The organism is Mesobacillus selenatarsenatis SF-1 (genome assembly GCF_000813125.1).
Lineage (GTDB): Bacteria > Bacillota > Bacilli > Bacillales > Cytobacillaceae > Mesobacillus > Mesobacillus selenatarsenatis.
Genome location: NZ_BASE01000126.1, coordinates 17,967 through 28,618, shown reverse-complemented (window position 1 = coordinate 28,618; position 10,652 = coordinate 17,967). Strand labels below are relative to the sequence as shown.

At 42.0% G+C, this 10,652-nt stretch carries 12 protein-coding genes; 7 read left to right on the top strand and 5 right to left on the bottom strand.

Annotation, left to right across the window (positions count from 1 at the left end; genetic code table 11):
• The first annotated feature begins 26 nt into the window (after positions 1–26).
• Positions 27–551, top strand: coding sequence for a GNAT family N-acetyltransferase (locus tag TY49_RS22225; protein ID WP_041968075.1), 525 nt, complete (start codon positions 27–29; stop codon positions 549–551).
• Between the two features lie 391 nt (positions 552–942).
• On the opposite strand, the gene TY49_RS22220 is transcribed toward TY49_RS22225, so the two are convergent.
• The gene (locus TY49_RS22220) at positions 943–1,260 is read right to left on the bottom strand and encodes a hypothetical protein (protein WP_041968074.1); all 318 of its coding nucleotides are present in this window, start codon (positions 1,258–1,260) and stop codon (positions 943–945) included.
• A gap of 210 nt (positions 1,261–1,470) precedes the next feature.
• Between TY49_RS22220 and TY49_RS22215 the strand changes: the two genes are divergently transcribed.
• Positions 1,471–2,676, top strand: a complete 1,206-nt coding sequence (locus TY49_RS22215) for an argininosuccinate synthase (RefSeq protein WP_041968073.1) — start codon at positions 1,471–1,473, stop codon at positions 2,674–2,676.
• Positions 2,673–4,043 (top strand): argininosuccinate lyase, encoded by a 1,371-nt coding sequence (gene argH, locus TY49_RS22210; RefSeq protein WP_041968072.1) that lies wholly within the window; start codon positions 2,673–2,675, stop codon positions 4,041–4,043. Before TY49_RS22215 ends, argH begins: the two co-directional genes overlap by 4 nt.
• A 56-nt stretch (positions 4,044–4,099) precedes the next feature.
• On the opposite strand, the gene TY49_RS22205 is transcribed toward argH, so the two are convergent.
• A complete protein-coding gene (locus TY49_RS22205; protein WP_041968071.1) occupies positions 4,100–4,549 on the bottom strand; it encodes a universal stress protein in 450 nt (149 codons plus the stop codon).
• 106 nt (positions 4,550–4,655) lie between these two features.
• Here TY49_RS22205 and TY49_RS25085 point away from each other — a divergent pair, with 106 nt between their 5' ends.
• From TY49_RS25085 to TY49_RS22195, 3 genes are all read left to right on the top strand, one after another.
• Positions 4,656–4,811 (top strand): hypothetical protein, encoded by a 156-nt coding sequence (locus TY49_RS25085; RefSeq protein WP_198135667.1) that lies wholly within the window; start codon positions 4,656–4,658, stop codon positions 4,809–4,811.
• A gap of 307 nt (positions 4,812–5,118) precedes the next feature.
• Positions 5,119–6,240 carry an alanine dehydrogenase gene (ald, locus tag TY49_RS22200; RefSeq protein ID WP_041968070.1) on the top strand — a complete coding sequence of 374 codons (1,122 nt, stop codon included), beginning with the start codon at positions 5,119–5,121 and terminating at the stop codon, positions 6,238–6,240.
• 162 nt (positions 6,241–6,402) lie between these two features.
• Positions 6,403–7,332 carry a manganese-dependent inorganic pyrophosphatase gene (locus TY49_RS22195; protein WP_041968069.1) on the top strand — a complete coding sequence of 310 codons (930 nt, stop codon included), beginning with the start codon at positions 6,403–6,405 and terminating at the stop codon, positions 7,330–7,332.
• Positions 7,333–7,442: 110 nt separating this feature from the next.
• On the opposite strand, the gene TY49_RS22190 is transcribed toward TY49_RS22195, so the two are convergent.
• From TY49_RS22190 to deoC, 3 genes are all read right to left on the bottom strand, one after another.
• Positions 7,443–8,057: an AmiS/UreI family transporter gene (locus TY49_RS22190; protein WP_041968068.1), complete on the bottom strand. Its 615-nt coding sequence runs from the start codon at positions 8,055–8,057 to the stop codon at positions 7,443–7,445.
• A 121-nt stretch (positions 8,058–8,178) separates the two neighbouring features.
• The gene (locus TY49_RS22185; RefSeq protein WP_041968067.1) at positions 8,179–8,601 is read right to left on the bottom strand and encodes a cytidine deaminase; all 423 of its coding nucleotides are present in this window, start codon (positions 8,599–8,601) and stop codon (positions 8,179–8,181) included.
• Between the two features lie 224 nt (positions 8,602–8,825).
• A complete protein-coding gene (gene deoC, locus TY49_RS22180) occupies positions 8,826–9,500 on the bottom strand; it encodes a deoxyribose-phosphate aldolase (RefSeq protein ID WP_041968066.1) in 675 nt (224 codons plus the stop codon).
• Positions 9,501–9,909: 409 nt separating this feature from the next.
• Here deoC and queF point away from each other — a divergent pair, with 409 nt between their 5' ends.
• Positions 9,910–10,407, top strand: coding sequence for a preQ(1) synthase (queF, locus tag TY49_RS22175; RefSeq protein ID WP_041968065.1), 498 nt, complete (start codon positions 9,910–9,912; stop codon positions 10,405–10,407).
• The last annotated feature ends 245 nt before the right edge of the window (positions 10,408–10,652 follow it).

Below are 10,652 nucleotides of genomic sequence, written 5' to 3'. Positions count from 1 at the left end.
CAAAGCTGTCAAGGGAGGCTTAAAAGTTGTTAGAGTATAAAGAAATTAGTAGAGATGAAGAGCTATTGAACCAGGTAGCTGTCTTATACCAACAAGTATGGAATCAAGAAGATGGTTCCATTAGGGATCGAGTGGTAAGGCATTCAAGATATGAGGGGTATAGAGGTTATGTGGCTATTTCTGAGCAGGGGGAAGTGGCTGGCTATGCTTATGGTTACTTTTCTCAACCGGGTCAGTATTATCATGGGCTGTTGTCGAATGCGTTCAACCCAGAAGAGTATCAAAACTGGTTAGGGGATTGTTTTGAGTTCGTTGAATTGGGGGTACATCCTGCATTTAGGAATCAAGGTCTGGCAAAACAGCTGGTAACCCGGTTGATAGACGGCGTAGAGCACAAGACGGCAGTACTAACAACGCAATCAAATAATGCTCCTGCCCGCAGTCTATATGAAGACTTGGGATGGACCTGTTTAAATGATGCCTTTTATCCAAATGGTAATGAAGAATCTTATGTCATTATGGGTAAAAAACTTCAAAAGGAGTACACATGAGGTTATTAATCACGATTTTTTTAATATTTATTGGCAGTATTCTGGTTGGTTCGACCATTCATCAACTCAGTCCATTCGGCAACGGTGTGTTGAGATTAACAGGGGCTGCTTTGATAATAGGTGCCGTATATTCTTTTAATAAAGGTTGTTTTCGTAAAGATTGTTGTTAAAATCTTAAAGCCGATTTTAACGTAATATATACACGTTTTGCAGGTCGGTATTAAGTTTGCATGCTCTTTTCTCATAAGAAGCGTCAGCTTTACGAAGGAATATGGTGATTAAATCCATTTTTGTATTCAATAGCAATAAAGTATGAGAAAAGAGCCTTAATAAAAGTAAAAACAAAAAATAGCCTGGAGCTTCCGGGCTATTTTTTATGAAATTAAAAGTGCTATCGATGGATTTTCTCTGATGAAATATCCTGTTGGGTGCGATACCAGAGCCAGAGGTCATTTATGATGGACGCCAGCTCGGAGATTTCACTGTTCAGTTCGCATGAGCGTATGAAGTTGCTTTCATCGGAAAGCTGGGATTGCTTCAGGTTGATTGTTTTTTCAAGCTCTGCGATCCGGTCAGGAATACTGCCGCGAATTTTTTCCCAGTGGAGGAGAATTCCGTGCCGTGTATCAATGTCATATTCTTCCCAGTTTTCTTTTAAGTCTGGCAGGGGAATGCCTAGTCGGCTGTTAAAAAGAAAATATTGTTCCATATCTAATGTTGCCCCCATTCCGCTAATTCTTGCTTACATTCTACTATACTTTCAAACCTGCTTCCACACTAGTCTAATTCAAGTGCCAGTCACTAGATCAATAAAAAAACATATTTTATCTTGAAATGTGCCCAAAAACCTGTTACCTTTATAAACATGAATAAAAATTTATAAAAATGAATAAATATCCGAATAAAAGGAGCATGAAAAATGACTGATAATAAAGTGGTGCTTGCCTATTCTGGCGGGCTTGATACATCTGTTGCAATCAAATGGCTGAAGGACCAGGGTTACGCTGTAATTGCTTGCTGCCTTGATGTTGGTGAAGGAAAGGACCTTGATTTCATTAAACAAAAAGCTCTGAAGGTCGGCGCGATCCAGTCATACGTGCTGGATGTCAAAGAAGAATTCGCCAAAGATTATGCACTTTTCGCCCTACAGGCCCATGCATTATACGAAGGGAAATATCCGCTCGTATCTGCACTATCACGTCCATTGATTTCTAAGAAACTAGTAGAAATAGCCGAAATGGAAGGTGCAACAGCTGTTGCGCATGGCTGTACAGGGAAAGGAAATGACCAGGTGCGATTCGAGGTATCAATCAAAGCCTTGAACCCGGATCTAAAGGTGATTGCTCCGGTCCGTGAATGGAAATGGTCTCGTGAGGAAGAAATTGCTTATGCAGCTAAAAATGGTATCCCGATTCCAATCAATCTTGACAGTCCGTTTTCAATTGACCAGAACCTTTGGGGAAGAAGCAATGAATGTGGCATTCTTGAGGACCCATGGCAGGCGCCTCCAGTTGAAGCTTATGAATTGACGGCAGAGCTTGAAGACGCGCCGGATACACCTGATATCATCGAGATTGAATTTGTCGAGGGTGTTCCAACAGCGATTGATGGCAAAGCTTATCCTCTTTCAGAATTGATCCTTGAGCTGAACGCTGTTGCAGGCAAGCATGGTGTCGGAAGGATTGATCATGTGGAAAACCGTCTTGTCGGCATCAAGTCACGTGAAGTGTACGAAGCTCCTGCGGCTATGACCTTGATCAAGGCTCATAAGGAACTGGAGGATATCACGCTTGTAAAAGAGGTAGCCCATTTCAAGCCGGTAATTGAGAAGAAGATGACCGAATTGATTTATGAAGGGCTCTGGTTCTCACCGCTTCAGGATGCTCTGGCAGCGTTCCTGAAATCAACCCAGAAGCATGTCACAGGTACTGTCCGTGTCAAGCTTTTCAAAGGGCATGCAATCATTGAAGGCAGAAAATCTCCGTATTCTCTATACAATGAAAAGCTGGCCACTTACACGGCGGACGATGAGTTCGACCATAATGCTGCTGTTGGATTCATCAATCTGTGGGGACTGCCGACAGTTGTTCACAGTATGGTCCAGGGCAAGAAGGTGACAGTGTGAAGAAATTATGGGGAGGCAGATTCACCGGATCTGCGGAGGAATGGGTCGATGAGTTCGGGGCATCGATTGGCTTTGACCAGGACCTAGCAGACCAGGATATTGATGGCAGTATCGCCCATGCCACAATGCTTGCAAAGTGCGGGGTTATTACAGAGAACGAAGCTGATGTAATTATCCAAGGATTGAAAGAATTAAAGCAAAAGGCGTCCAAAGGCGAATTGGAATACTCCGCTAAGCTTGAAGATATCCATCTGAATATTGAACACCACCTGACTGAATTGATCGGTCCAACCGGCGGCAAGCTCCATACGGCAAGAAGCAGGAATGACCAGGTGGCGACGGATATGCATTTATACCTTAAAGAGCAGGTATCCGAAATCATCGAGCTGATCACAGAGTTCCAAAAATCTTTGGTCATTCAGGCGGAACAGAATATTGAGACGCTGATGCCTGGCTATACTCATTTGCAAAGAGCTCAGCCTATCTCTTTTGCCCATCACCTGATGGCTTACTTTTGGATGCTTGAACGGGATAAACAGCGTTATATAGATAGCATGAAAAGAATCAATCTTTCACCTCTTGGTGCCGGGGCGCTTGCGGGAACTACCTTTCCAATTGACCGCCATATGACTGCAGAAATACTGGGGTTTGAGGGCATTTATGAAAACAGCCTTGACGCTGTAAGTGACCGTGATTTCATTCTAGAGTTCCTGTCAGGCAGCTCTATGTTAATGATGCATCTGTCACGATTGTGTGAGGAAACCATACTGTGGTCGAGTCAGGAGTTCCAGTTCATCGAGCTATCAGATGCCTTTACAACCGGCAGCAGTATCATGCCGCAAAAGAAGAATCCGGATATGGCTGAACTGATTCGCGGTAAAACAGGCCGTGTCTATGGCAGCCTGATGGGACTCTTGACTGTATTGAAAGGATTGCCTTTAGCCTATAACAAAGATATGCAAGAGGATAAAGAGGGCATGTTTGATACTGTTAAAACAGTGAAGGGTTCCCTGAAGATTTTTGCTGGCATGATCGGTACTATGAAGGTGAAAGAGGAGAAAATGGAGAAATCGGTCAAGAATGATTTTTCAAATGCCACGGAGCTGGCTGACTATCTGGCAGCAAAAGGAGTACCTTTCCGTGAGGCGCATGAAATCGTCGGCAAGCTTGTACTTGAGTGTATCCAAAAAGGATGCTATCTTGCAGACCTGCCATTGGAAGCATACAAATCCATGAACCCATTGTTCGAGGAAAATATTTATCAAGCATTGAACCCTTATAATGCGGTGGAAAGACGAAACAGCGCTGGAGGGACAGGTTTTTCACAGGTGAAAATCCAAATCGAAAAAGCAAAAACATCACTATAAATGGTAAAAGCACGCAGTCTCGAAAAGCTGCGTGCTTTTTTGTATGTTTATTAAGGTTAATTTTCTTTGTCAGTCCGGACAACCAGGACATCACATGATGCATAGCGGGTGATATGCTCGGAGACACTTCCAATGAAGAAGCGTTCCACTGCGTTCATTCCTGTTGCTCCGCAGATAATCAGGTCGGCGTTATATTTCTTTGCAACATCTTTCGCAATCTTGACCTTTGGTGAACCATAATCGATGTCATAATCTACGTCTTTGATACCAGCTTCGAGTGCCTGCTGTTTGTAGCTTTCCATCAACTCTGTAGCAAATTGTGTCGCACGCTCTGAGATAGTGCGGTCATATGCCTCAACAGTAGCAAAGGTGCGTAAATCGATTATGTGGGTCATGACCAGACTCGCGTCGTTTCTTTTTGCGATCTCAATGGCTTTTTTAAAAGCCCATGCTGCTTGTTTAGAACCATCAACGGCAACTAAAATGTTCTTATAATAAAGTGCCATAGTTCTCGCCTCCTTTACCTATATTATACAACAGTTTCATTAGTATAGCTGTGACAATCCAACGAAAACTATCTAATGCAAGCATCATTTTGAAGGAGGATTTCACATGGATAAAAAAGAACAGCGAGGCCGGTCATTTTATGATTACGATGACCAGGGTGTCATGCAGGTAAGCCAGCAAATCATGGATTCATACAACAGCGGTGTAGTCCCGCAAGAACAGATGAAAGCAGCAGTAGAAAACAACAAAGAACTTAGGTAGAAGCTGTTTCGAATGAGTACTTTCAATTCAAACACAAAATGAATGAGTAGGCTTGCTGAGATTCACTGCTCAGCAGGCCTTTTAAGTTACTTTGATACTTTCTCAAAAATTAAAAATATACAGAATAGTATATTTTAGGGAATTTTGTACGAATTGTTTTGCCAAAAGTATTTTTTTCTACTAAAATGAAAGTGTTTTCATCCTAGCCTACTTAACCTATTTTTCCTATTTCATAATTTGAAAAAATGATATAGTGGTGGCAGGGTAGAAATGGTAGGGCAATTATTATTATAGGAGGTATGCAATAATGCGTATCGGTGTACCTAAAGAGATAAAAAACAATGAGAATCGTGTGGCTATGACGCCTGCGGGAGTAGTAAACCTTGTAAACTTCGGTCATGAAGTTTATATCGAAGCAGGAGCAGGAAATGGCTCTAGTTTTACAGACGAGGACTACAAAGCGGCTGGCGCTCTAATCGTTGAAAGTGCACAAGAAGCATGGGCACAGGATATGGTCATGAAGGTTAAAGAACCTTTGGCAGAAGAATATGGTTATTTCCGTGAAGGCTTGATTCTATTTACATATTTGCACCTTGCTCCAGAACCAGAGCTGACAAAGGCTTTGATCGAGAACAAGGTTGTCGGTATCGCTTATGAAACGGTACAACTGGCTAACGGCTCTCTTCCATTGCTTACACCTATGAGTGAGGTTGCTGGCCGTATGTCTACACAAATCGGTGCGCAATTCCTTGAAAAGGTCCACGGCGGCAAAGGAATCCTGCTTGGAGGCGTTCCAGGTGTCCAAAGAGGAAAAGTAACAATCATCGGTGGCGGTGTTGCAGGCACAAACGCAGCGAAAATGGCTGTCGGCCTTGGTGCACAGGTTACAATGATCGATTTGAATCCAGATCGTCTTCGTCAACTGGATGATATCTTCGGATCTGATATTACAACATTAATGTCTAATCCTTTGAACATTGCTGAAGCAGTCAAAGCATCTGACCTTGTAATCGGTGCCGTATTGATTCCAGGTGCGAAGGCTCCTAAGCTTGTAACAGAAGAAATGATCCAGTCGATGAACCCAGGTTCAGTTGTTGTCGATATCGCAATCGACCAGGGCGGAATTTTCGAAACAACTGACAGAATCACAACTCATGACAACCCTACTTATGAAAGGCATGAAGTTGTACACTACGCTGTAGCCAATATGCCAGGTGCTGTTCCTAGAACATCTACAATCGCGCTGACTAACGTGACAGTACCATACGCTGTCCAAATCGCAAATAAAGGCTACAAGCAGGCTTGCCTGGACAATGAAGCATTGTTAAAGGGCATCAACACACTAAGTGGCTACGTTACTTACCAGGCAGTAGCAGAAGCGCATAACCTTGTATACTCTGAAACAAAAACATTGTTAGAGCAAATATAATTGCAGGAGATCCGGATGAATAATCCGGGTCTCTTATTTTCAGCTTCCGTATTTCGTACAAAGCTGTTTAAAATCTTTCAATTTTAGCGTATATTATTTATGGGATATACGGGTTCTAGTTACTAGAATGCCCGTGTTAATTTGTTATTGAGGAGTGTCATGATGGAAAAAGTACTTGTTTTTGGACATAAAAATCCTGATACGGATACAATCTGCTCCGCCATTGCCTATGCTAACTTAAAGCAAAAGCTAGGTGTTGATGCGGAAGCGGTACGTTTGGGCCAGGTCAATGGAGAAACTCAATATGCGCTTGATTACTTCAAAGCTGAAGCACCGCGTCTCGCAGGGAGAGTTTCAGAAGAAGTAGACAAGGTCATCCTAGTTGACCACAACGAACGCCAACAAAGCGCTGATGACATTACAGATGTTCAAATCGTCGAGGTTATCGACCATCATCGGGTGGCTAATTTTGAGACAAGCGATCCACTATACTTCCGCGTTGAGCCAGTAGGCTGCACAGCGACAATCTTGAATAAGATGTACAAGGAAAACAATGTTGAAATCGATAAAAACATTGCAGGCCTAATGCTTTCTGCAATCATCTCTGATTCATTATTGTTCAAATCTCCTACTTGTACTGACCAGGACGTTACCGCGGCACGTCATTTGGCTGAAATCGCAGGTGTGGATGCTGAGGAATATGGTCTTGAAATGCTAAAGGCTGGCGCGGATCTTAGCAGCAAAACAATAGAAGAGCTTATTTCCCTTGACGCCAAGGAATTCCAGATGGGAGATTTCAAAGTTGAAATCGCACAGGTAAACACTGTTGACGTCAATGATGTCCTTTTGCGCAGGGTAGAGCTTGAAGAAGCATTGATCAATAAAGTTACAGAAAAGAATCTTGGTCTATTCTTATTGGTGATTACTGATATCTTGACGAATGATTCCGCAGCACTTGCGATTGGCGAAAAGGCTGCTGCAGTTGAAGAAGCATTCAATGTTACTCTTGAAAATAATACTGCGACACTTAAAGGCGTCGTTTCACGCAAGAAGCAGGTCGTACCTGTGCTGACAAATGTACTTGCGAAGTAAATACTAATAAAAAACCGTCCTGGCCAATTAGATTTGGCAGGACGGTTTTTTTTACTTAATCCAGCTGCAGCGCTTGTCGGGGCTGAACGAGGCGCTGGCGCATTTTGTTCTTAAGCGAATTTCTCAGTTCGAGCAGAAGTTTTTTTCAGCTTTAATGTAATATAAGCAAAATAGACGAAAGCAGCAATTGAGAAGTAGATCCAGGCGTTGGCAACCTGGTCAGTTTGCCATAAGCCTGTCATGGACAATAAGGCCGGGAAAGTCAATGTCAGCCATGATTGGACCATTGCCACCTTGCCTATATAGACGTCGATTTTCTTGTTCATACCCATTGAAAGGAAGAACAAGAACCATAGATAGGCCCACATAAGCCATGTCAAAGCGCTCACGATATCTTGAAAATGTACATATGCTACAGCTGCATAAATGACTGCAAGTACTGCAACCCAGAGGGAATACCACCCAAGTCCGCTGCCATCAAGATCTTTCCATAATGTCAAACCGACATATAAATAGGTAAAACCAAAAAGAAAGATGCTTGCCAGGCTGTAAACCGTCCAGTTGTTCTGGTCAGATACAGCAATCAAGTAAAACGGAACAATCACTTGCAGTGCCCCGATGAATAAGTTGAATACTGCCACACTTTTCGCATTTGCCTTTCCCAGAAGCATTAAGCTGTTTAGAAAGAGTGCTGCGCCTGATAATAATAAACCTGCGTCTCCCATGATGTATGCCGTCCCAATAGATGGGCCGGCTCTTTCCTCCTTTTACTAGCAAATAAGAAAGAGCAACTCTTATATCCAATAGGATAGAGGAGTTGCCCCTTGTTAACTTAAAATAATCAATCTATACCATTTTCTTTGACATATCAACCTTATCCATATCCTTGGATGTGAAATATCCAGGAAGGATTTCGCTGATTGTCGTTTCCTTTACATCGCCATTCAGATTGGCAAGGTAAATTTTTGTATCGTCAGTTGCGAACTCTGCAATTACCTGGCGGCAGGCACCGCAAGGAGAAACGGGACCTTCAGTGTCTGCGACTACTGCAATAGCCTTAATCTCAGTATCGCCTTCAGATACAGCCTTGAAAATAGCTGTTCTTTCAGCACAGTTCGTCAGACCATAAGAAGCGTTTTCGATATTGCAGCCAAGGTAAACTTGGTCATTGCTAGTGATGATTGCGGCGCCAACCTGAAACTTAGAATATGGAACGTATGCTGTGCTTCTTGCTTCAATTGCTTTTTCAACAAGCGTTTTTTTATCCATCGTCCATTCCCCATTCCCAATTTTATTTAGTATTCGCTTCGAGAATTGTCCAGCTTCAGCGCCTAGCCAGTTTTCATCCCCGAAAAGCTTCCTCGAGTATCTTGCGAGAAGCGTTAGCTTTGAGCAGCTCGTGTCGCTTCGGTCCGCCCAATGAAGTCAAAGAACGACTTCATCGATTGGCCCTCCAGCGCAAGTCGGGGCTGACCGAGGCGCTTACGCTTTTCTTAGTAAGAAGACTCAGAAGTCAGGCCGTTGACGATTGTCACGCCAGAGCTTGCCCCAATTCTTGTTGCTCCTGCTTCAATCATGTTTTGTGCATCCTCAAGGCTTCTTACTCCGCCGGAAGCTTTAACGCCAATATCAGGTCCAACAGTTTTTCTCATTAGGGCGATATCTTCCACAGTTGCTCCACCTGTTGAGAAACCAGTTGATGTCTTAACGAAATCTGCTCCTGCATTAACAGAAAGCTTGCATGCCATTTCTTTCTCTTCGTCGTTAAGAAGGCAAGTTTCGATGATGACCTTAGTCAATGCTTTGCCTTTTGCAGCGTCAACTACCGCTTTGATATCCTTTTCAACCAAATCATATTGCTTGTCTTTCAATGCGCCGATGTTGATAACCATATCGACTTCTGTCGCGCCCTTTTCAATTGCATTCTTTGTTTCGAATGCTTTTGTTTCTGAAGTTGTAGCTCCAAGAGGGAAGCCGATTACTGTACAAACTTCTACTCCTTCAGCATCCTTAAGAATTTCAGCAGCTTTCTTAACCCATGTTGGGTTAACGCAAACAGAAGCAAATTTATATTCTTTTGCTTCCTCAGCCAGCTTTACAATCTCCGCTTCGGTTGCATTTGCTTTAAGTAATGTGTGATCGATCATTCCTGCTAATTCTTTAGACATTGGATCAAACCCTTTCCGTATAAAAAATGTGTTGAAACGCTTTCATAAAGAAGAAAAATATATAACCCAAATATATTATGTGTTACTTACATGAATAATATATCAGGTAGGTGAACATATGTAAATAACCTCGTGAACATATGTAAAAATAAAATATGGAAATACATGAATTTGTCATATTTCTTATCAAAATTTTCTTTTGACTTTGAAATGGTATTTCATTATAGTTGCTATATAAAAATGAATAAATCATCCGGCATTCGCAGGAGAGGTTCATAGCGGACACCCTCTATAAAAAACTATGGTTTTGATTAATTCAACCATATCCCAGAGGATATGGTTTTTTATTTGATAAGCAGGGTTCCTGGGCCTCAAAAAGCGTTTGCAGATATAATAGGGGGCACTTAAAATGGCTGGAAGAAAAGATGAGGAATTGAAAGATATAACATTGCTTGGCAATCAGGGGACAAAATACTTGTTTGAGTACAGCCCTGAAATTCTTGAAACTTTTGAAAATAAGCATCCGTATCGGGACTACTTCGTGAAATTCAATACGCCGGAATTTACAAGTCTTTGCCCGATCACAGGACAGCCTGACTTTGCGTCCATTTATATCAGCTACATTCCGGACAAGTTGATGGTCGAAAGCAAGTCGCTGAAGCTTTATCTTTTCAGCTTCAGAAACCATGGTGATTTTCATGAAGATTGCATGAACATTATCATGAACGATTTGATTAAGCTGATGGAACCTAGATATATTGAGGTTTGGGGCAAATTTACGCCAAGAGGCGGAATCTCAATCGATCCATACACCAACTACGGCAAGCCTGGTACCAAGTACGAAGAAATGGCTGATTATCGAATGATGAATCACGATATGTATCCTGAAAAAGTGGATAATCGCTAATTAGAGGAAGAGCAGCATAAATTGTGCTGCTCTTTTTTAACTGGAAAAAAACATGAATATTTTCCATTTCGCTATTAAAATTGGGATTTCGCTATAAAAAAGAAATTTTCGCTATGAAAAATCGAAATCGCTATAAAAAAGTAATTATCGCTATAAAAAGCTGAAATTCGCTATAAAAAAGTATTTTCGCAATAAAAAAGTTGAAACGTTTTGAGAAACTTATTTAATTGATAAGAAAACAAGCT

Coding starts and splice junctions, on each gene's coding strand:
- TY49_RS22220 (WP_041968074.1), bottom strand. CDS start 1,260: ATGGAACAATATTTTCTTTTTAACAGCCGACTAGGCATTCCCCTGCCA.
- TY49_RS22215 (WP_041968073.1), top strand. CDS start 1,471: ATGACTGATAATAAAGTGGTGCTTGCCTATTCTGGCGGGCTTGATACA.
- TY49_RS22205 (WP_041968071.1), bottom strand. CDS start 4,549: ATGGCACTTTATTATAAGAACATTTTAGTTGCCGTTGATGGTTCTAAA.
- TY49_RS25085 (WP_198135667.1), top strand. CDS start 4,656: ATGGATAAAAAAGAACAGCGAGGCCGGTCATTTTATGATTACGATGAC.
- ald (WP_041968070.1), top strand. CDS start 5,119: ATGCGTATCGGTGTACCTAAAGAGATAAAAAACAATGAGAATCGTGTG.
- TY49_RS22195 (WP_041968069.1), top strand. CDS start 6,403: ATGGAAAAAGTACTTGTTTTTGGACATAAAAATCCTGATACGGATACA.
- TY49_RS22190 (WP_041968068.1), bottom strand. CDS start 8,057: ATGGGAGACGCAGGTTTATTATTATCAGGCGCAGCACTCTTTCTAAAC.
- TY49_RS22185 (WP_041968067.1), bottom strand. CDS start 8,601: ATGGATAAAAAAACGCTTGTTGAAAAAGCAATTGAAGCAAGAAGCACA.
- deoC (WP_041968066.1), bottom strand. CDS start 9,500: ATGTCTAAAGAATTAGCAGGAATGATCGATCACACATTACTTAAAGCA.
- queF (WP_041968065.1), top strand. CDS start 9,910: ATGGCTGGAAGAAAAGATGAGGAATTGAAAGATATAACATTGCTTGGC.